General features: G+C 65.2%; 26 protein-coding genes and 1 pseudogene. 16 read left to right on the forward strand and 11 right to left on the reverse strand.

Annotated elements, in window-relative coordinates:
• Window positions 1-187 precede the first annotated feature (187 nt).
• The 15 genes and pseudogenes from QZ709_RS08485 to QZ709_RS08555 all read left to right on the forward strand — a co-directional run bounded on the left by QZ709_RS08485 (window position 188) and on the right by QZ709_RS08555 (window position 7103).
• Window positions 188-508 (forward strand): metalloregulator ArsR/SmtB family transcription factor, encoded by a 321-nt coding sequence (locus tag QZ709_RS08485; RefSeq protein WP_294636850.1) that lies wholly within the window; start codon window positions 188-190, stop codon window positions 506-508.
• Window positions 505-906 (forward strand): SRPBCC domain-containing protein, encoded by a 402-nt coding sequence (locus tag QZ709_RS08490; RefSeq protein ID WP_294636851.1) that lies wholly within the window; start codon window positions 505-507, stop codon window positions 904-906. The genes QZ709_RS08485 and QZ709_RS08490 overlap by 4 nt, the downstream gene beginning before the upstream one ends.
• Window positions 907-1000: 94 nt before the next feature.
• Window positions 1001-1375: a nuclear transport factor 2 family protein gene (locus QZ709_RS08495; RefSeq protein WP_294636852.1), complete on the forward strand. Its 375-nt coding sequence runs from the start codon at window positions 1001-1003 to the stop codon at window positions 1373-1375.
• Window positions 1376-1614: 239 nt separating this feature from the next.
• Window positions 1615-1899, forward strand: a complete 285-nt coding sequence (locus tag QZ709_RS08500) for a hypothetical protein (RefSeq protein ID WP_294636853.1) — start codon at window positions 1615-1617, stop codon at window positions 1897-1899.
• A gap of 43 nt (window positions 1900-1942) precedes the next feature.
• Window positions 1943-2185: pseudogene (locus QZ709_RS08505) on the forward strand (VOC family protein); the annotation flags it as partial.
• 29 nt (window positions 2186-2214) lie between these two features.
• Entirely contained in the window at window positions 2215-2601 is a 387-nt protein-coding gene (locus QZ709_RS08510) for a VOC family protein (protein ID WP_294636854.1), read from the forward strand.
• Window positions 2602-2641: 40 nt separating this feature from the next.
• Complete coding sequence (locus QZ709_RS08515) at window positions 2642-2842, forward strand: hypothetical protein (protein WP_294636855.1); 201 nt, start codon at window positions 2642-2644, stop codon at window positions 2840-2842.
• A 139-nt stretch (window positions 2843-2981) separates the two neighbouring features.
• A complete protein-coding gene (locus tag QZ709_RS08520; RefSeq protein ID WP_294636856.1) occupies window positions 2982-3578 on the forward strand; it encodes a DUF6082 family protein in 597 nt (198 codons plus the stop codon).
• A 20-nt stretch (window positions 3579-3598) separates the two neighbouring features.
• Window positions 3599-4027, forward strand: a complete 429-nt coding sequence (locus QZ709_RS08525; RefSeq protein ID WP_294636857.1) for a VOC family protein — start codon at window positions 3599-3601, stop codon at window positions 4025-4027.
• Between the two features lie 14 nt (window positions 4028-4041).
• Complete coding sequence (locus QZ709_RS08530) at window positions 4042-4536, forward strand: hypothetical protein (RefSeq protein ID WP_294636858.1); 495 nt, start codon at window positions 4042-4044, stop codon at window positions 4534-4536.
• Window positions 4537-4573: 37 nt separating this feature from the next.
• Window positions 4574-5167 carry a DUF1697 domain-containing protein gene (locus tag QZ709_RS08535; RefSeq protein ID WP_294636859.1) on the forward strand — a complete coding sequence of 198 codons (594 nt, stop codon included), beginning with the start codon at window positions 4574-4576 and terminating at the stop codon, window positions 5165-5167.
• A complete protein-coding gene (locus QZ709_RS08540; protein WP_294636860.1) occupies window positions 5164-5550 on the forward strand; it encodes a VOC family protein in 387 nt (128 codons plus the stop codon). The genes QZ709_RS08535 and QZ709_RS08540 overlap by 4 nt, the downstream gene beginning before the upstream one ends.
• Window positions 5551-5593: 43 nt before the next feature.
• A complete protein-coding gene (locus tag QZ709_RS08545) occupies window positions 5594-6040 on the forward strand; it encodes an SRPBCC family protein (RefSeq protein WP_294636861.1) in 447 nt (148 codons plus the stop codon).
• 84 nt (window positions 6041-6124) lie between these two features.
• A complete protein-coding gene (locus tag QZ709_RS08550) occupies window positions 6125-6415 on the forward strand; it encodes a hypothetical protein (protein WP_294636862.1) in 291 nt (96 codons plus the stop codon).
• Window positions 6416-6512: 97 nt separating this feature from the next.
• Window positions 6513-7103 carry a DUF4142 domain-containing protein gene (locus QZ709_RS08555; RefSeq protein ID WP_294636863.1) on the forward strand — a complete coding sequence of 197 codons (591 nt, stop codon included), beginning with the start codon at window positions 6513-6515 and terminating at the stop codon, window positions 7101-7103.
• 109 nt (window positions 7104-7212) lie between these two features.
• On the opposite strand, the gene QZ709_RS08560 is transcribed toward QZ709_RS08555, so the two are convergent.
• From QZ709_RS08560 to QZ709_RS08600, 9 genes are all read right to left on the reverse strand, one after another.
• Window positions 7213-10800 (reverse strand): response regulator, encoded by a 3588-nt coding sequence (locus QZ709_RS08560; RefSeq protein WP_294636864.1) that lies wholly within the window; start codon window positions 10798-10800, stop codon window positions 7213-7215.
• 11 nt (window positions 10801-10811) lie between these two features.
• Complete coding sequence (locus QZ709_RS08565) at window positions 10812-11981, reverse strand: two-component system response regulator (RefSeq protein WP_294636865.1); 1170 nt, start codon at window positions 11979-11981, stop codon at window positions 10812-10814.
• 94 nt (window positions 11982-12075) lie between these two features.
• Entirely contained in the window at window positions 12076-13641 is a 1566-nt protein-coding gene (locus QZ709_RS08570) for a methyl-accepting chemotaxis protein (protein ID WP_294636866.1), read from the reverse strand.
• Window positions 13642-13807: 166 nt separating this feature from the next.
• Entirely contained in the window at window positions 13808-14419 is a 612-nt protein-coding gene (locus QZ709_RS08575; RefSeq protein WP_294636867.1) for a YitT family protein, read from the reverse strand.
• Between the two features lie 4 nt (window positions 14420-14423).
• Window positions 14424-14900: an Lrp/AsnC family transcriptional regulator gene (locus QZ709_RS08580; protein ID WP_294636868.1), complete on the reverse strand. Its 477-nt coding sequence runs from the start codon at window positions 14898-14900 to the stop codon at window positions 14424-14426.
• 4 nt (window positions 14901-14904) lie between these two features.
• Window positions 14905-16257, reverse strand: coding sequence for an amino acid permease (locus QZ709_RS08585; RefSeq protein WP_294636869.1), 1353 nt, complete (start codon window positions 16255-16257; stop codon window positions 14905-14907).
• A 119-nt stretch (window positions 16258-16376) separates the two neighbouring features.
• Window positions 16377-17087 (reverse strand): nucleotidyltransferase family protein, encoded by a 711-nt coding sequence (locus QZ709_RS08590; RefSeq protein ID WP_294636870.1) that lies wholly within the window; start codon window positions 17085-17087, stop codon window positions 16377-16379.
• Entirely contained in the window at window positions 17084-17677 is a 594-nt protein-coding gene (locus tag QZ709_RS08595) for an SIS domain-containing protein (RefSeq protein ID WP_294636871.1), read from the reverse strand. Before QZ709_RS08595 ends, QZ709_RS08590 begins: the two co-directional genes overlap by 4 nt.
• Window positions 17662-18693: a dehydrogenase gene (locus QZ709_RS08600; RefSeq protein WP_294636872.1), complete on the reverse strand. Its 1032-nt coding sequence runs from the start codon at window positions 18691-18693 to the stop codon at window positions 17662-17664. The genes QZ709_RS08595 and QZ709_RS08600 overlap by 16 nt, the downstream gene beginning before the upstream one ends.
• A gap of 229 nt (window positions 18694-18922) precedes the next feature.
• Between QZ709_RS08600 and QZ709_RS08605 the strand changes: the two genes are divergently transcribed.
• Complete coding sequence (locus QZ709_RS08605; protein WP_294636873.1) at window positions 18923-19252, forward strand: multidrug efflux SMR transporter; 330 nt, start codon at window positions 18923-18925, stop codon at window positions 19250-19252.
• Here the strand turns inward: QZ709_RS08605 and narL are convergent, their stop codons facing one another.
• Both narL and QZ709_RS08615 read right to left on the reverse strand, forming a co-directional pair.
• Window positions 19253-19921 carry a two-component system response regulator NarL gene (gene narL, locus QZ709_RS08610; protein ID WP_294636874.1) on the reverse strand — a complete coding sequence of 223 codons (669 nt, stop codon included), beginning with the start codon at window positions 19919-19921 and terminating at the stop codon, window positions 19253-19255.
• A partial coding sequence (locus QZ709_RS08615; protein ID WP_294636876.1) for an ATP-binding protein occupies window positions 19921-20348 on the reverse strand: 428 nt, incomplete at its 5' end. The genes QZ709_RS08615 and narL, both read right to left, overlap by 1 nt.

Genomic DNA, 20348 nt, shown 5'->3' on the forward strand with positions numbered 1-20348 from the left:
TGGGCTCACTGGCCGCGCAAAGGCTCTGCTACTTGCACCTTGGCCTAACTGGGCGTTGCAGGGGACGCTCACACGTCGCATCGCTCCGGCCACGCCTTATGGGCGCCCCTGAACTTGGGCGTTAGGCTGCAGACAAAGTTATTCCATCACTGTTGACATGTCGGAAACCTCCGACGCATAATGACTCATGCCGGTCACAGACGTCTTTGGCGCAATTGCCAACCCGATAAGGCGGCAGATTCTCGACTTGCTCCGAGAAGGCCCGCGTGCAGCGGGCGAAATCGCCAGTGAGTTCCATTTGAATCGCCCCGCTATCTCCGAGCACTTGCAGGTGCTCAGAGTGGTGGGCCTTGTGAGCGAAGAGGCGCAAGGCAGGCAACGTATCTACCGGCTGAGTCCCGGGGCATTGTCAGAGGTTGAGGACTGGCTACATCCGTTCGAGCGGTACTGGCAAGCGCGCCTAAGCGCTCTGAACAAAACCCTTTCGAAGAAGGAGAAGAAATCATGATCGAAGCAGGCCTAATCCAGTTGACCGAATTCATTCCACATCCACCCGCGCGAGTTTGGGCGGCGCTTACCGATCCTGCTATTCATGCGAAGTGGTGGGCGGCGGGAGATGTACGGGCCGTTGTCGGACATCGCTTCACGCTCGATATGGGTCAGTGGGGCGTGCAACCCTGCGAGGTTCTTGCGGTTGAGCCTGAACGGCTACTGTCTTACTCCTTTGCTCCCGGAACGCTGAACACAACGATTACGTGGCGCATGGAAGCCGAAGGTTCGGGCACTCGCTTGTCCCTTGAGCATAGGGGGTTCGACATGGACTCTCCGATGGGCAAAGCCGCCTTTCATGGCATGGGCGATGGCTGGCCATCAGTTATTGCACGCATAGGAGGCGTACTTTCCTGAGTGGGCGGCACCATTGCGGCCCAACCCATTCTGCAAGCGGACGCCTGACGGCACCGCTTAAGTCAACGTTAGGCCATTTTGGGAAACAATGAGCATGCCCCTCGAAGCACTCAAGGCAACAGCGGTTCAGTTTTTACAACTAGCCTCGGCAGGGCGCGTCGAAGAGGCCTACGCATCGGTTGCGCCAGATTTTCGTCACCACAACCCCTTCTTTGCGTGCAACGCATCGGCACTAAAAGCCGCAATGCAAGACAACGCACTAAAGAACCCTGACAAAATCTTCGAGGTACAGCAAACCATATCCGAAGGGCAAATGGTGGTCGTTCATTCAAAAGTACAAATGCCATCAAAGGCAATCACGGTTTCTGTAGTCCACATCTTTCGTTTCGAGTCAGGGCAGATCGCTGAACTCTGGGACATTGGTCAACCTCAACCAACAGACATGCCGAACGAACTGGGTATGTTTTAAGGTATGCGCGGATCGAAGGTTGAGCAATGAAGTTCAACTCCAAAACCCAAAATTCAGCGCCTAACTGGGCGTTCAAGCCGACGCCAACACTGGCCATGGCTTCGCCATTTTCATGGCCAGTGTCGGTACCCTCCGCCCTAGCGGGCTCCGGCGCCGCTTAACTAGGGCGTTAGGCCATCATCTTGGCAGGCTGTCTTTTTTCGGACTCCCGCTCAAACCTATCAATCACCAACTCGAAAATGAAATCAAAAGTCTCGTATGCGTTGCTTATCCTTCTGACCGGTTGCGCTTCAACCGGAATCATGAAGGCCGGCGAAGATCGGTTCCTTGTCTCCAAGACGAGCCTTCAGGTAGGGTTTGGCGCGCCGACTGCTGTTTACGCGGAAATCACCCAAGAGGCAGAAGCGTTTTGCAAGAATCAGGGCAAAGAGATGGATGTGGTCCGCACTGACATCCAGCATCCGGCACTAGGCAAGCCTGGCTCAGCCACGCTAGAGTTCCGTTGCAAGCAAAAGTCGCAGTAAGTACATCGTCTCACTGTGCCTTCGCGCCATAGCCTAACTGGTCCAGCCCATCAACAACGAGCCGGCCACGCCCGCCAACGGGGGCACGATCGGCTTTCTGTGCCAGTCACCCGAGCAGGTGCGCGCCTTTCATGACACCGCGGTGGCGAATGGCGGGCAGTCGATCGAAGAGCCGCCCGGCGTGCGCGACAGCGGTGCCCTGGGCGCGCTGTACCTGGCCTATGTGAGGGACCCCGACGGCAACAAGCTGTGCGCACTTCATCGGATGGCCAAGCCCGCCCCCTGAGCACCTGATGAAGCAGACAGGAGGACTTCATGATCGACCACACCGGTATCGTGGCAAGCGACTTCCAGGCCAGCAAGGCGTTCTATGAAAAGGCGCTGGCTCCCATCGGCTACACGCTGCTGATGGAGCTTTCTGCCGCGGTGACGGGTCACGCCGATGTGGCGGGATTCGGTGAGGCGCCCAAGCCGGACTTCTGGATCAGCAGCGGCACGCCGAACAGGCCGCCCGTCCATGTCGCTTTCCGGGTGGCCAGTCGCTCACTGGTGGATGCCTTCCATCAAACGGCCATTCAGGCAGGGGGCACCGACAACGGGCCGCCCGGCCTGCGACCGCACTACCATCCGAATTACTACGGTGCGTTCGTTCTGGACCCCGATGGTCACAACATCGAAGCGGTCTGCCACGAGGCAGCCTGAATCCGCATCCCGGCGTTTCTGGCCGGAAGGACCTCACCTCATGCGAATCTCGCCCTTGCTCACACTTGTTGCCCTGCTGCTCGGGGCCTGCTCGACGGAGCAGTTGTATGCCACCGGCCGCAACGCACAGCGCGCCGAGTGCATGAAACAGGCCGATGGCGGCGCCCGGGATCGGTGCCTGAAGGATGCCGGCATGTCGCACGACACCTACCAGAAGGAAGCCGACGGGGCACGCCGATGACATCGGTCTTGGGCAAACGGGCTTGACGTGGCATCCTTCTCAAGAAAGGGATGACGTGACCTTCCGTGTGCCGGTGCTTGCATGCCGACGGATTCGCTTGGCCATCCCGATGCCGCACCGACGCTTCGCAGGAGGGCCCATGAAGGAACCACCACTGTCGCTTCAGTCCCTGCTTGCCGTGGTGCTCGTCCTCTGGTTGATCGGGTCGGTCGGACTGCTCGTCCACTATGACCTTCCTGGTGGGGCAGGGGAGTTCGGTGACATGTTCGGAGCGGTGAACGCGCTGTTCTCGGGTCTGGCGTTTGCCGGCGTCGTGTACGCCATCTTCCTGCAACGCATGGACCTGGCCCTGCAGCGCAAGGAACTGGCGAAGGCCTCGGGGGCCAGCCTGCGGCAACTCCACATCCAGTTGCAGCAGATGGCCATCAACGACCCCGACCTTCAGGAGGTATGGCACTACGCCGAGCTGAGCACTCACAAGGCGCGCAAGCAGCATGCCTACGTCAACCTGGTGTTGTCGCACTGGGAGAACAACTTCGCGACGGGCACGCTGTCGGAGCGGCAACTCAGGACCACGCTCGGCCGGTACATGGCAAACCCGGTCTTTCGTGCCTTCTGGGAGCGAACACAGGATTTCCGCAGTTCGATGGCGACAGGGGGCGACGCCACCGCAAAGCAGTTTCACGACATTGCACAGGCGTCTTACGATGCCGCAACCCCCAAGGTGAACGACTGACCGAGAGAAGGGCGCCCAACATGGAAACACAAGAGCTGCACCGAGGTCGCCTGATCGACCACATCCAGCTGGTGGTGCGGGATCTGCCCGCGAGCCAGCGGTTCTACACCGCGGTCCTCGGCGTTCTGGGCGTGCCGCTGGGCGGCTCGGCCGACGACTATTTCTGGGCCGATGAACTGTTCGTGTCGACGGCCACAAGCGCCGCCGCACAAGGTGTATTGACCGGCCGGCATCATCTGGCGTTCCAGGCCAAGGACCGCGCCATGGTCGAAGCCTTCCACGCCGCCGCGCTGGCCAACGGTGGGAAGGACAACGGCCCGCCCGGCGAGCGACCGTACCATCCGGGCTATTACGCCGCTTTTGTGCTCGACCCCGATGGCAACAACATTGAAGCGGTGTTCCACGGCGACGCCGATCGGAGCGCCGAGTCGGTCCGGATCACGTTCTGATTCAGCCTCGCGCCATGCGTCATGCCATCACCCTCGTCACCACGGCCATGCTGCTCGGCTTCTGGTCGGCACCTGGCCTGGCCGATCAGAAGCTGGCCTTCGCCACCTGTGCGTTGGTCAAGGCGCCCTTCCTGGGCCATGAGCTGTACCGGGGCACGTCGGGAGGCGGGTGCAGCTGGGGGCTGACCGCCCCCGACGGCGTCACGCTGGAGAACGAGGTGCTCAACGCTCACACCACGCGCGCGATCCCGAAGGAACAACTGGCCGCCGGCGTGGAGGCGCGCCTTCAGGCGTATCGGGCTGTGGTGGCACAAGGCGTAGGCGAACTCGTGCCTCTGGCCCTCTGCGACGGTGGCTGGTTCATCCGTTCCGACGAGCGCCCCACCAAGCCCATTCGCAACGGGTTCTACACCTGCGGACACGACCTCGTGGAGGTCGAGGCGCAGGGGCCGGAATCGATCAAACAGTTCCTGCCCGTGGCACGCGGCATGCTGAGGCTCGTCCGATGAGCCACACACCTGATGCGCCAGGGACGGGGGTGCGGGCGTGACGGCCTTCGTCGCGCTGCTGCGCGGCGTGAACGTGGGCAAGGCCAATCGGGTGCCGATGGCTGAGCTGCGGACGCTGTTGCGGGATCTGGGCTATGAAGGAATCAGCACGCTGCTGAACAGCGGCAATGCCGTGTTCCAGGCACAGCGAGGCACACCGGCCGATCACGCGAGCGCGATATCCTGCGCACTCTCGGCACGACTCGCTCTGGACATCCCGGTGATCGTCAAGTCCGCAGAAGAGTTCGCGGCCATCGTGGAAGAGAACCCGCTGGCCGAGGCGGGCAGAGATCCCTCATGCCTGTTGGTCGCCTTCGTGCAGGATGCCTCGCTGCTGCCACCCCTTGCCCGCATCGGCGCGCTGCTGACGCCGTCAGAGCAGTTTCAAATGGGCCGGACGGCCGCTTACTTGTACTGCGCGGACGGCATCCTGAAGAGCAAGGCTGGAGAGGCCATGCTGAGGAAGGCGGGAAGGGACGTCACCACCCGGAACTGGGCCACGGCCCTCAAGCTGTGCGAACTGGCAACCGAACTCGGCTGGGTGGCTTTCAACCCCGCATCCATCGAACACCCGACACAGGAAACACCATGAAACTCGGCTACACCATCGTCTACGTGCCCGATGTGGCGGCGTCACTGGCTTTTTTCGAAGCCGCGTTCGGACTGCAGCGCAAGTTTCTTCACGAGAGTGGGTCGTACGGTGAGCTCGACACCGGGACGACCACGCTGTCTTTCGCGGCACATGCATTGGGCGACATGAACTTTCCCGGTGGCCACGTCCATGCCGATCAGTCTGTTCAGCCGCTCGGCTTTGAACTGGGGCTGGTGACGGAGGACGTCGGGTCGGCACACGCACGGGCCGTCGCCGCGGGGGCAACCGAACTGGCTGCACCGCTGACCAAGCCGTGGGGGCAAACGGTGTCGTACGTGCGCTGCCCGGACGGGGTGCTGGTCGAGATCTGTTCGCCCGTCTGAAACCGGTGCACCAAGCGGCCTTGCCCTCATCCAAAGGAACCTTATGTCCTCCCACACCATCCAGCTCCACCGCGTGCTTCGCGCGACACCGGCACGGGTCTACCGCGCTTTCCTGCAGCCCGACGCGTGGGTGAAGTGGCTGCCGCCCCATGGCTTCACTGGTCAGGTTCATCTGCTGGAGCCGCACGTGGGCGGCAAGTACAGGATGTCGTTCACGAACTTCACCACCGGGCACAGCCATTCGTTCGGCGGGGAGTACCTGGAGCTGGTGCCGGATCAGAAGCTGCGCTACACAGCCACGTTCGACGATCCCAATCTGCCAGGCGCCATGCAGACCACCGTGTCGATCAAGGCTGTGTCATGCGGGGTCGACCTGAGCATCGTGCAGGAGGGCATCCCGAGCCTCATTCCTGCCGAAGCCTGCTACCTGGGCTGGCAGGAGTCGCTTCAACTGCTGGCGCAACTGGTCGAGCCGGAAATCACGGGATGAGGATGGACGCCACCGTGACCGGTCAGGTCACACGCGGGGAGGCAATGGCATCATGACAACCCGCTTGTCCCTGACGAACACGCTGTGAACATCCGCCCCACACCTTCGACCGCTGCCGTGGCCGGCATCGTGGCCGCGCTCGCCTGGCCTCATCTGTGGGCGCGATTCGGTTCCCCTGAGACCGAGGGCAGCGTCGAGCTGATCATGGCAACCCTGCTCGTGATCGCCCTGCCGGCCCATTTTCTGGTGGTCGGGGTAGGGCAGGCGCCCCCCTCGTCCGGCAGCAGGCTGGACACGGCGATGCTCAAGCGCATCGCGGCGTGGCTCGGTGGCGCCGCGGGCACCCTGGTACTGCGCAGCCTGGCGTCGCTGTAAGACCTTGTCACGCCTGTCGCACATCTGAGGCAGCCAGCGGAACACCGCTTGCTGCATGGAGGGTCCTTCCACCGCATTCACAAGAAAGGACCTCCACATGAAGAAGTTGCACCCCCTGCTGGTTGCCAGCCTGCTGGCCGTCGGACTGTCCACGGGCGCCCAGGCGCAGTCGACGCCCACCCGTTCGGCTTCACAGGCCGCCACAGCCAATGCCCGCGATGCCGTGCCCGAAGCCGATCGGGACTTCATGAAGAAGGCGGCAGAGGCCGGCCACGCCGAGGTGCAGGCCGCCCGCCTGGCGCTGTCGAAGACCAGCAACGCACAGGTGAAGAAGTTTGCGCAGATGCTGGTGGACGACCACACCAAGGCCAATGCGCAGCTGGAACAGATCGCCAGCGCCAAAGGCGTGAAACTGCCGACCGAGCCATCGCTGATGCACAAGAGCAAGCTGCAGCTGATGAAGATGGCAGACGGCAAGGACTTTGACGAACGCTTCACCGAAGACATGGGCGTGGACGCCCACCGTGAAACGATCGAGATGTTCCGCGAAGAAATAGCGAATGGCCGTGATCCGCAGGTGAAGGCCTTTGCACAGCAGGCTTTGCCGAAGCTGGAGCGCCACCTTGAAATGGCCCAGCAGTTGCGCACGCAGCTTGAGCGTCGCGAGAGCGAGGGTGCCAAGCGCTGATCGACTGGCTTGACGCCGACGCCCGCCGAACCGAACGGCGGGTGTTCCGCTCGACTCATTGTTTACATAATGCACATCAACGCAAGTTATCAGGCGGCGCGGGCCACGGTCAAGGGGCCAGCGCCCGGCACAGTTGCTCGACACGGTCGGCCGCCCGGGCGTAGTCGAACACGTCCATCGCCCGGGTGATTTCAAGGGCCACCGTCGGAAAGCGTGCGCTGACCGACGCCGTCTGTGCCTCCCACGCAGCCGCGGCGTCCATGTCGCCGGCCTCGAGCAGCGTCTTCAAAGCCACCAGGCTGTCCTTGAGCGCAGCATCGTCCTGGCCAGCCTCGGACGACCGGTCGACCGACCGCACATCGTCCCCGTCGGACGGCTGCAGCATGGCGCTGGCAGCCGCCAGCCCCTCACGCGCCTGATCCAGCCGGGTCTGCATGCGCTGAAGAACGGACCGGGCCTCCGGCTCGTCGTGGTGGCGCCCCTCGCGCAACCAGACGCCGATCAGGTGGGCGTCTTCGGACAGGTCCGTGAGGCCGAACATGCCGGCCACACCCCGCAAGGTGTGCGCCTGACGGTGGGCGGCCTCTGTATCACCCCGGGCCCATGCGGCCGTCATCCTTTGCACATCGTCTCCGTGCTCCGCAAAGAAACGACGCAGCCGTTCACCCAGTTGGCGCGGCGAGCCCCCGGTGTGCCGCAAGGCCTGCGCCACGTTCAGGCCGGGCACCTGCGCCAGCGCCCGCTCGTGCTCGACATCGGGCGCTGCCCTCGAGGTGTCAGCATCCGGCACGGCGCCTTCATGGCCGCCTTGACCCGGTTCGGTCGTCACATCGCGTGCAGGCAACCAACGCGCCAGCACGGCGCGCAAGGCCTTCGGGTCGACAGGCTTGGGGACATGGTCGTTCATGCCCGCAGCCAGCGCATTCATGCGGTCTTCGTCAAAGGCATTGGCGGTGACCGCGACGATCGGTGTCGTCTGATACCCGGGGAGCTGGCGCAACAGACGCGCCGCGGCCAAGCCATCCAGCCGAGGCATCTGCAGGTCCATCAGGACCAGATCGTAGGCATGCTGCCGTGCTGCCTCCACCGCCGCCTGCCCGTCCGGCACGCAATCGACGGCCAGCCCGAGGTGTTCCAGGAGTTCACCGAGCACTTCTCGGTTCAGCGGGTTGTCCTCGGCGAGCAGCAGCTTGAGGCCGGGGCGAAAACGGGTGCCAAAGGCCTGCAGGGCACGGCCTGCTTGTGACGCCGCGTCGGGCATCTGGCCGACGGGTGCGGTGCGAGCAAGCACGGCAACCACCGCGCTGGGCAGGACGGGCTTGGTCACGAAGGCGTGGATGCCCTCTTCGGGCATGGCGCGCTCGGGGCTCCCGGTGCTGCCACTGAACAGCACCCCGATGGGTAGGGACGGCAGGCCCATGCGATGGATGCGCCGGAGGACTTCGGCGCCATCCAGGCCGGGCATGTTCCAGTCGCTGAACACATAGGCGTAAGGGTCTGCGGCCCGGTCCGCCTCGGCAACCTGTTTCAGCGCCGCCTCACCATCGGCGCACAGGTCCACCCGCGCCCCCAGCTGGCTCAGCACCATCTGAACGGCCTCTCGGGCTTCCTCCATGTCGTCCACCACCAGCACACGGGTCTGCGGTGCAAAGCCATGCAGCACCGGGGGGGCGCTGCGTGCGGCGGTGAAGGGCAGTTCGGCCCAGAACGTGCTGCCCGCCCCCACTTGGCTGTGCACCCCCACCCGACCGCCCAGCAGATCGGCCAGGCGCCGGCAGATCGCCAGCCCCAGTCCCGTGCCGCCGTAGACGCGGGTGATGGAATCGTCGGCCTGCTGGAAAGCCGTGAACAGGCGCGCCTGGTGAACCTGGCTGATGCCGATACCCGTGTCGCTGATCTCGAACCGCATCCACAGGGTTGCGGAGTCGTCCTGCGGTGGCATGGCTCGCACGCGCAGGCGCACATGCCCCTGTTCGGTGAACTTCACGGCATTGCTCAGAAAGTTGAGCAGGATCTGCCCGAGCCGGACCGGATCGCCGTGCAGCCCCATCGGCACGCTGCCCAGATCGGACACCAGCTCCAGCCCCTTGGATTCCGCCTTCTCGGCCACGAACGCGAAGGCCTGCGACACGACCTGTTCGAGGTTGAAGTCGATGGGGTCGATCCCGAACTTGCCGGCCTCGATCTTGGAGAAGTCGAGGATGTCGTTGATGACCGTCAGCAGGTGCATGGCGGCCGTGGTGAGCTTGTCGACGCGCTGATGCTGCAGGGGGCTGAGGGATTCGTTCTTCAGCAGGTGGGCCATTCCGACGATGGCGTTCATCGGCGTGCGGATCTCGTGGCTCATGTTCGCCAGGAAGGCGCTTTTCGCGCGGTTGGCGCTCTCGGCCATGTCCCTCGCCACGATGAGGTCCTGCTGCGTGCGCTCCAGATCCCGGGTGCGCTCGGCCACCAGGGTTTCCAGATGCTGCCGGTGGCGCTCCAGCTCCAGCTCGGTGCGCTTGCGCTCCGTGATGTCGAGCCAGATGACGCTGATGCAGTCGCGCCCGGGCAGAAACAGCGGCTTCATCGAGACCCAGAAGTCCCGCGGCGTCCCCTCCTTGGTCGGGGTGCGCGTTTCGAACTCAACCCCCTTGCCCGCAAACACCTCCTCGGCGAGCTCGGCCGCGTGTTCGCGCGGACCGAGGGCCAGGTCGCGCAGCGTGAGCGCCGCAAACTCGTCGGCGTGGTAACCCAGCGAACGGCACGCGGCTTCGTTGAAGCGAAGAAGACGCAGGGTCGTGCGCTCGATGAGCACGATGCCGGCAGGCGCCTGCTGCACGATGGTGGCAAACAGCTGCTCGCGCTCCCGCAGCGCAACCTGCGCTTCATCGCGCTCGGTCTGGACCTGCTGCAGCGTGAGCACCGACCGCGCCAGCGTGGACGTCAGCGGGTTGTGCGCCCGGGCAATGTGCTGGACGGCATCAAACCCGTGAGCCCCGTGTCCGTTGTCCTGTGCGAGTTGACGCAGGGCGTTGTCGAGTACCTCCAGCCGGCGCGCCAGCACCAGGGCGACCACCGCCCAGATCCCTGCTGCAACCAGCAGCCCGGCGCCGCTGATCACCGTCGATCGCCAGCTGTGGGACTCCGCCACGAACTCCGACTCCTTCAGGTGGGCCACGGCTTCGGTCGACATGGCTTCGTTGAATTGCTGCAACTGCAGTGCGTAGCGAAGCGATGTGTTCCGGCTGGCCAGCAGCTCCCGGTTGACGGCATCGAGCGGCTGCGACATGAGCCGGTCGGATTGCGCCAGGAAACGCTCGAGGTCCGCCATGAGGACCAGTGCCTGGCGCAAGGCCTGCTGACGCCCCAGGTCCTGCTCCGTCTCGAGCAGCGTCTGCAAGCGCCCTTGTTGCAGAGCCAGCGCCACCTGCTGGCCTTGTCGGAACGCGGGCCAGTCGTCAGGACCCCGCAGGCCCGCCCGGCGCGCGTTGATCTCCTCGGCGATCGTCTGGATCAGGTGCAGCGTCTGGGTCGACACCTCGTTGGCCTCAAAGCCCGCGCGAATCGTGTCGACGTGGCGCTGCGAGGCGGCCTTGTAGCCGTCGACCGTGACCCGGTGGGAGTAGTAATTGGCCGCGGCCGTCAGACCCAGGGTCAGGAACACCGGACCGATGAGGAGGGCCAGCAACTGCCAGCGCCGGAACCAGGTCGCCATCGCCCGACCCATCACGGCTCGCCGACCACCGCCGCGTCATCGAAGCGGCGTGCCACCTCGGCGAGCTGGGGCACGAGCGCGAGGAAGGCATCCACGACATCCGGATCGAAGTGCCGCCCGCGCTCGCCGCGGATCAGCTCGACGGCCTGCTCCAGGGGCATCGGCACCTTGTACGGGCGTCGAGAAATCAGCGCATCGAACACGTCGGCCATGGCCATCAGGCGTCCGGGCAGAGGAATCGCCTCGCCTTTCAGGCCTTTCGGGTAGCCCGTTCCGTCCCAGCGCTCATGGTGGCTTTCCGCCATCAGCGCAGCGGTCTCAAGAAAGGCAAACGGCTCTGTCAGACGCTCTGACGGCGTCAGTTCTGCCTCGGACCGCGCGAACCGGACCCGGCCGATCGCCTCGCGCAGCGCCTCGGCGCCCAGCGCGGCGTGCGTTTTCATGATGGCCCATTCGTCAGGCTCGAGCTTGCCCGGCTTCAGCAGGATGTGATCGGGGATGCCGACCTTGCCGATGTCGTGCAAGGGTGCGCACTTGGCCAGGCGCTCGCGCTGCTCGCGGTCCTGCAGGGAGGCAGCAAACCGGGGATGGGTCTTGAGCTGCTCGGCCAGCAAGGCCACATAGGCCTGGGTGCGGCGCAGGTGATTGCCCGTCTCGTTGTCGCGCTTTTCGGCCAGGGCGGCCAGCGCCATGAGCGTCACGTCCTTGACCAGTTCGTTTTCGGCCGTGCGGCGCCGCACTTCGCCGTCCAGAAAGGCGTTCTGATCGGACAGGCGGTCCCGCGCCCGCTTGAGTTCCAGCTGGGACCGGATCCGCGCCATGAGCAAGGCCGGCTTGTAGGGCTTGGTCACGTAGTCCACGGCCCCCATGGCCAGCCCTCTTTCCTCCTCGTCATCGGCATCCAGCGCGGTGACGAAGATGACCGGGATGTCGTGGGTTCTCGGCGACTGCTTGAGCGCCTGCAGGACGGCGTATCCGTCCATCTCCGGCATCATGATGTCCAGCAGGATCAGGGCGGGCATCGGGTCCAGCGCCGCCACTTCCAGCGCCCGTGCGCCGCTGTTGGCGACCCGAACCCGAAAATCCCGGCGCAACAACTCGCCGAGAACGCGAAGGTTCTCGTGGGCGTCATCGACGACCAGGATCAACGGCCGATCATCCGATTGCGCGACGGTGTCCATGTGCACTGGTGCCTCGTTCGCCGAAGTCTTGTCGCAGAGCATAGCCCATGCAACAAGACGCGACAGCCTCCTGAACCCGCAACATGCTTCTGCCTCAGGCGAGCTTGAACACGCTCACGCTTTGCAGAAGGCTCGACGCCTGGCGGCTCAGCCCGTCGGTCGCCGCCGCACTCTCCTCCACCAGGGAGGCGTTCTGCTGCGTGACATCGTCCAGATGGGTGACCGACGCGCTGACTTCTGCAATGCCCTGGGTCTGCTCGCGCGTCGCATGGTTGATCTCCTCGATCAGGGCGGCCATGCGGCGCACCTGGTTCACCATGTCCTCGATCGTGCTGCCCGCCTCCTGAACCTGTGCCGCCCCTGCCTGCACACGCTCGCCGCTGGTCGTGATGAGGCGCTTGATCTCACGGGCAGCATCGCTGGACCGATGGGCCAGGGAGCGAACCTCCGCAGCCACCACGGCAAAGCCTCGGCCCTGCTCACCGGCCCGGGCGGCCTCGACCGCAGCGTTGAGCGCCAGGATGTTGGTCTGGAAGGCCAGGCTGTCGATCACGCCGATGATGTCGCCGATCTGCGAGCTGTCCCGCGAGATGTCGTTCATCGTCGAGACCACCTTGTCCACAGTCTGGCCACCCACCTCGGCTGCGACCGTGGCATCCCGCGCCATGGTGGCCGCCTCATCCGCATGCGACGCATTGTGCTGGACCGCCGTGCTGAGTTGCACCATGGTGGCGGCCGTCGTCTGGAGGTTGCCCGCCTGCATCTCCGTCCGGGTGGACAGATCGGCATTGCCTGCCGCGATCTGGCTGGATGCGGTCGCAATGTTGCCTGCAGCCCCGCGAATGGTCTGAACCACTTCATGCAACCTGGCCTGCATCTCCTTCATGGCGGCCATGATGCTGTTGGTGTCGCCCCGCGGCACATCGATCACCGTGCTCAGGTCGCCCTCCGCGATGCGGCGGGCCAGCCGCACGGCACGGTCGGGCTCGCCCCCGATCTGACGGATCACCGCAGACGACATCCACCAGCCAAGGCCGAGCGCCACGACAACGGCCAGCGCCGAGAAGCCAGCCACGGCGTAGATGACACGCTGGTAAGTCTGCTCGGACTCGCCTGCGGCAACCTCTCCGGCCTGCTCCTTCTGATGAGACAGCAGCGCCATCTTGTCGGTGACGAGGTCGAACGCCTGCACCGCCGCAAGGTTGCTGCGCTCGACCTCGGGCGAGACAGCCATGGGCGGTGTGGCGTCGACGGTCGCCAGGAAGGCACGCCCGACCGGCAGATAGGCATTCAGCGCCTCCAGCGTGGCGCGATGGAGAGCCCGGGTCTCGTCCGCCACGAGCAAAGGCGCGGCCTGGTCCAGCCAGCGGCGTGTTTCGGTCACATGCTGCTCGAACGAGGCTCGGCTCTTGTCACGGGCTGCCATCGACCCGGCACGGGCGTACTGCGCACGATGACGCGCCACCTGCACCAGGTGGATCTCCGCCTCCTTGATGGCGGACAGCCCCAACAGGTGCCGTTCGTACAGGACATGGGTGCCTTCGTTGACACGGTGCAATCCGGCCACGGCCACCGCACCGCTGACGACACCGGCCAGGGCAACGACCGCAAAGGCCGCGAGCAGCCGCATACGAAGGGACAGGGCGGACAAGAGGGACATGGGGCTCGCGCTCATTCAACGGAATGCGCCAACCATCGTCACCCTGTGTAACAACTTGAGTACAAAAGGCGTCACGTCCCTCCTGTCCGGAGGATTTCTTGATCCTGGGCAAGGAACGCCGGCGAACCGCCCAGGCTGGCACCACGGCCAGGCCCCAGGCGCGTCGTCAGGCCAGATAGCGGTCCGGCCGATGGTTCAGCGCGATGATGGTGTTGAGCACCACGGCCCCCGCCACCGAGGCCGCCAGCAAGGGCGCGCTGACCAGCATGGCCGAACTGGCCAGGATGACGAGGTCGATCACCAACTGCACCTTGCCGGCGCGGATGCCATGGTGCTCCTGCATGTACAGCGCCAGGATGCTGGTGCCGCCCAGGCTGGCGCGGTGGCGGAACAGCACGATGAAACCGAGGCCGAGCACCGCGTTGCCGAACAGGGCTGCGTAGAACGGCTCGATGTGGTCGATGTGGATGAAGACCGTGTGCACCTCGGCAAAGAACGACACCAGCCCCACGGCACAGAAGGTCTTCACCACCATCGCCTTGCCCAGGTGGCGGTAGGCCAGCCAGTAAAAGGGCACGTTGATGGCAAAGAAGGCCAGACCGAAGCGGACCCCGGTGGCGTAGTGGGCCAGAAACGCCAGGCCCGCCGTGCCTCCCGTCAGCGCCCCGCCCTGCCGCAGCAGGTTGATGCCGAACGACACCACCAGGGTGCCGATCAGCAGGGCCAGCAGGTCCTCATACCAGGCGTGGGGCGCACGCGGCGTGTCGATCGACGCCATGGCTTCAGCCCCCCACAGGCAGCATGCGCCCGTTTTCCTTGATCCGCTCCAGCACCACGGCGGTCCGCAGGTGAGCTACCGCACCGCCCAGGGCAGACAGGCGGCCCAGCAGGTCGTTGAGCTCTGCCAGGCTCGCCACCCCCACCTTGATCAGGAAATCGTGGTCGCCCGTGACCTTGAATGCATCCCGGATCGCAGGTTCCTGCGCCACGTATCGAACCAGGGCTTCGGCCGCATCCGGCGCATGCCGGGCCAGGCGGACCTCGATGAGCCCCAGCAGCGACGAGCCATCCGCTTCCGGAGAGAGGTGGGCCTGGTAGCTCAGGATCAGGCCGGCCTGTTCCAGGGCGATGCGCCGCCGCGAACACTGCGATGGCGAAAGCCCCACGAGTTCGGCCAGTTCCTGGTTCGTGAGCCGGCCGTCCTCGCGCAGCAGGGCCAGCAGCCGGCGGTCCAGGTCGTCGATGGCAGCGTGCCCCATGGCATCAGCCCTTGCGCTGCCGCAGAACGTAGCCGATGCCCAGCAGGGCCAGCCACACGGGCACGAGCATCACCGACAGGCGCATGTCCGGGGTGGCCCACATGACGGCCAGGATGCCCGCCATGAAGGCCAGGCAGACGTAGTTGCTGACCGGGTAGGCCCAACTCGGGTAACGCAGCGTCACGCCCTGGCGGATCATGGCCTTGCGGAAGATCAGGTGCGTGATCGTGATCATGGCCCAGTTGATGATGAGGGCGGCCACGACGAGCGCCATCAGCAGCCCGAAGGCCTTGCCGGGCATCAGGTAGTTGATCACCACGCACAAGCCGGTGGCCGTGGCCGAGACGAGCAGGGCCGGCGCCGGGATGCCGCGGCGGTTGACGCGGGCCAGCACGGAGGGCGCATCACCTTGTTCGGCCAGCCCGAGCAGCATGCGGCTGTTGCAGTACACGCAGCTGTTGTAGACCGACAGGGCCGCAGTCAGGACCACCACGTTCAGCACCGTGGCGACCAGTTGGCTGTCCAGCGCCTGGAAGATCATCACGAAGGGGCTGCCGCCCTCCTGCACCTTGTTCCACGGATACAGCGACAGCAGCACGGCCAGTGCGCCGACGTAGAAGATCAGGATGCGGTAGATCACCTGGTTGGTGGCCTTGGGGATCGTCTTCTGCGGGTCTTCGGCTTCGGCCGCCGTGATGCCCACCAGCTCGAGCCCGCCGAACGAGAACATGATGACGGCCATGGCCATGACCACACCGCTCACGCCATGGGGCATGAAGCCACCGTGTGCCCACAGGTTGCTGAGCCCGGCCTCCGGGCCGGCCTGGCCGCTCACCATGAGGTACACGCCGAACCCGATCATGCCGAGAATGGCCAGCACCTTGATGATGGCGAACCAGAACTCCATCTCGCCGAACAGCTTGACGTGCAGGAAGTTGATCGCGTTGATCAGTACGAAGAAGGCCAGTGCCGAGGCCCAGGTGGGCACACCGGGAAACCAGTACTGCACATAGATGCCGACCGCCGTGAGCTCGGCCATGCTGACGAGCACATAGAGCACCCAGTAGTTCCAGCCGGACACGAAGCCGGCGGGCTGCCCCCAGTAGCGGTGCGCGAAATGGCTGAACGAGCCGGCCACCGGCTCCTCGACCACCATCTCGCCCAGCTGGCGCATGATGAAGAACGCGATGATGCCGGCGGCCAGATAGCCCAGCAGGATGGCCGGGCCGGCCAGCTGGATGGTCTGCGCGACGCCCAGAAAGAGACCGGTGCCGATGGCGCCACCCAGTGCGATGAGCTGGATGTGGCGGTTGCTCAGGCCCCGCTGAAGGGTGGGGGTGGAGGAGGAATGACTCATGGTGCGAGAAACGTCGGTGCGCCCTGGACGGCCTCCAGAGGCACGATCCGTGTGCGGAACCGGGTATTTTCGCTTGAATTGCGCGCCGCTACGGCTTCAGGCGCCAGGGCCCAGCGCCGTCAACGCCACGGCGGTAGCTCCACCTGGGCCCGAGCAAGGTCTTCTGGCACCCCGATGTCGATGAAGTAGCCATCCACCTTCTCCCCGTAGGGCCGCAGGTGCAGCACCTGTGGCCCCACGAAGTCGCGCTCGAAAGAGAACCGGGCAGGGCCGACATGGTCGGCCAGCGCGCCGCGATGCAGACAGTAGACGCCGGCGTTGATCAGGCCCGGGCCGGGCTGCGTCTTTTCGCCGAAGGCCACCACAGTCCCATCCCGCAGCTCGCATCGCCCGTACCGTCCGGCGTCTTCGACTTCCCGGGTCAGGATGCCCAGCCGTTTGCCCGAGGCCACCGTGCGCGCAACAAAACCGCGAGGATCGCACCGCAACAGGGTGTCGCCGTTGAGCGCCAGGGCGTACGGCGTGTTGCAACAAGAGAGCGCCTGCTTCAAGGCCCCTCCCGTCCCCAGGGGCTCGGACTCCCGGCTGTAGGTGATGGACATGCCCTGAAAGCGATCGCCATACCGGGCCTCGATCTGCGCTCCCAGGTAGCCGATCGACAACACCACACGCTGCACGCCCACCTCCGCCAGGTGCGCGAGCACATGGTCGAGGAACGGCCTTCCGGCCACGGGCGCCAGGGGCTTGGGTCGGTCCGCGACGACCGAGCGCAGCCGCGTTCCCAGGCCACCCGCCAGCACGATGGCATCGAAGTCGGGCGGCATGCTCATGCTCGGGGAAACACGATCTGCTCGACGAGCCCGCAGATGATGTGGCCCACGACGATGTGGCATTCCTGTATGCGCGGCGTCTCGCTGGAAGGCATGCGCAGGCAGATGTCGGCCAGCGACTTCATGCGGCCACCATCCTGCCCGGTCAAGGCCACGGTGCAGGCCCCCAGGGTACGCGCCATCTCGAGGCCTTTGATCACATTGACCGAATTGCCGGACGTGGACAGACCGACCACCACATCGCCCGGCCTGGCACACGCCTGCACCTGGCGCTCGAACACCTTGTCATATCCGTAGTCGTTGCCGATGGCGGTCAGCACCGAGGTGTCGACCGTCAAGGCAAACGAGGCCAGCCCGGGGCGGTCGTAGTTGAAGCGGCTGACGAATTCGCCCGCCAGGTGCTGCGCATCGGCCGCGCTGCCGCCATTGCCCATGAACAGCACCTTGTGGCCCGCGCTGCAGGCGGCGGCGCAGCGCTGCGCCACCTCCAGGGCCTGGTCCAGCATGGCCTCATCGGCGGCCAGTTGCTGCTTGACCGTGACCGACTCTGCCAGCCATCGACTGGCCAGGGCCTTCAGCCGATCGCCCATGATTGCGCTCCATAGGGGGTGAAGTGAAAGTTCATCAGCTCGCCCGGGAAGCGCGACAGCGCGCGGACGACGTCGAGGCGCCTGGCCGGCGAGACAAAGAACATCATGAAGCCGCCGCCCCCCGCACCGGAAATCTTGCCCGCCTGGGCACCGGCGTCGAGCGCACTGTCGTACACCTGCTCGATCAGTGGCGTGGTGATGCCCGCAGCCATCTTCTTCTTGGCCTGCCACGACCGCCCCAGGATGCCGGGATAGCGGTCGAGGTCTCCGCGCAGGATTACCTCCTTCATGCTGGAGGCGTCCTCTTTCAAGGCCAGCATGGCCTCGACCGAAGCGGTCCTGCCCTCGCGGGTGTTCTCGATCTGCTGCTCGATGATCCGAGCCGACTCCCGCGACTGCCCGGTGTAGTACAGCAGCGTGCTGGCCTCCAGTTCGTTGCTCACCCATGGCTTGACACGCAAGGGGTTGACCAGCACGCGCCCGTCCTCGCCGAATTCGATGAAGTTGAACCCGCCGAAGGCCGCCGCATACTGGTCCTGCTTGCCCCCCGCCAGGGCCAGGTCTTCCCGCTCGATCTGGTAGGCCAGGTTCGCGAGTTCGTACTCGGTCAGATCCAGCTTGAGCCATTCCGCATAGGCCTGCAGGACGGACACCACCATGGTGGACGAGGTGCCCAGTCCCGATCCGGCAGGCGCATCGGCAAAGGTCGTGACCGTGCAGGACAGCGGTTGCCCGTCATTGAAGTCCCTCACGATGCGCCGGTGTATGCCACGATGCAGCCGCAGGGGCTCATCGTCCACGATGGGAGCGGCAGCATCCAGGCACACATGTTCTTCGCGGTCACAGGCCACGAGCACCAGCTTGCCATCGGAGCGTGGCTCGAGAATGGTATGGGCGTACAGATCGATGGTGGCGTTGAGGACCTGGCCACCATGGAGGTCGCTGAAAGGGCTGACGTCGGTGCCTCCACCGGCGAGGCCCAGCCGGAGCGGAGCGCGGGATCGGATGACTTTCATGGGGAGCGGGCCGAGGCCTCGCGGCTGTGCGATGAGACACAGTGTCACTGCCCTCTTTGCCCCCTCGGTGTCTCACAGGACACTCTTGCGCTTGTTGCGACCGGCTGGCTGAAGTAGCGCCCGGACACATCGGGCACGTGTGCGCGGGTAAGCATGGTGAACGGGTCGTCGGCCGTGGCCCGCAACTTGCGTGACGTGCGGTCCCTCACCCACTCCCTCCCCACCGCCCATGTCTTCCGACTGGATCCTGCTCGTCCTCGCGGGCCTGCTCGAAACCGCCTGGCCCATCGGGCTGCAACGCTCTCAGGGCTTCACCCGGTTGTGGCCCACGCTGTGGACGGCCGGCGCCATCGTGGCCAGCGTGGGCCTGCTCGGACTGGCCATGCGCACCCTGCCTGCCGGCACGGCTTATGCCGTGTGGGCCGGCATCGGCGTGGCGGGCACGGCCTTGCTGGACTTCATGATCCAGGGCCAGCCGTTCTCCTGGCCCAAGGCCCTGTTCATCGCACTGATCCTGGTCGGCGTGATGGGACTGAAGGCGCAGACCCCCGGCGCCTGATCAACCGGCCATCGGCGCGCGCGGGGCAGCGTCCTGCGTGCGGAACTGCGGGTTCTGGAAGCCCCAGACCGCAGCCTCCAGCCTGCTGCGCACATTGAGCTTGCGCAGCAGATGCTTGATGTGGACCTTGACCGTGGTGTCGGCGATGCCCAGCACACGGGCGATCTGCTTGTTGCTCATGCCATCGACCAACAAGCCCAGGATCTCGCGCTCACGCTCTGTGAGGCTGGCCACGTCCACCTGGGGCGGCGCCTTCAAGGCATCCACCAGCAACCCCGCCAGGCAGCTTTCGATCACCGTGCTGCCCAGCACGGCGCGCTTGATGTTGAGGCACAGCTCCTCGGGTTCGAGGTCCTTGAGCAGGTAACCGTCGGCGCCCGCGCGCATGGCTTCCAGCACGTCCTTGCCGTCGTCCGAGACGGTCAACATCACACAACGGGATGGACAGCCGGCCGCCTTCAGTGCCCTCAGGACCTCGATGCCGTTCATCTGCTTCATGTTCAGGTCGATCAGCACCAGGTCAGGCCGCAGGCTCAGGGCCAGCGCGATGCCCGTGGGCCCGTCGCCAGCCTGCCCTGCCAGACTCAACTCCGGATCGCCTTGCACGAGCTGGGCCACGCCGCTGCGAAACAGCGGATGGTCATCGATCAACAACACACTGGACGTCATCAGGCACTTTCCTGTTCCACGGGTGATGGCAGGCGCTCGGGTGCGAACACCAGCTCGATGCGCGAGCCACCGCCAGGCCGGTCTCCGAACGCCACGTCCCCGCCCAGCGAGCGGGCCCGCTCCTTCATGATGGACAGCCCGTGGTGCTGCCCGTCCTCCACCGCACGACCGAAGCCCTGGCCGTCGTCTTCCACCGTCACGGTGATGTGGTGCGCCGGCCCAGGCCGGATGGTGACCCAGGCACGGCGAGCGCCCGAGTGCCGAACGGTGTTGGACAACGCCTCACGGATGACCTGCATCACGTGGAACTCCTCGTTCACCTCCAGCGGACACAGATCCAGCTCTTCCTCGAAGGCGATGTCCATGCCACTGCGCTGCGAGAGCTCCTCGATGGTGTCGTGCACAGCCTCCTTCAGACCGCCAGGCC

It is taken from the genome of uncultured Aquabacterium sp., assembly GCF_913773725.1.
In the GTDB taxonomy this organism is placed as follows: Bacteria; Pseudomonadota; Gammaproteobacteria; order Burkholderiales; family Burkholderiaceae_C; genus Aquabacterium.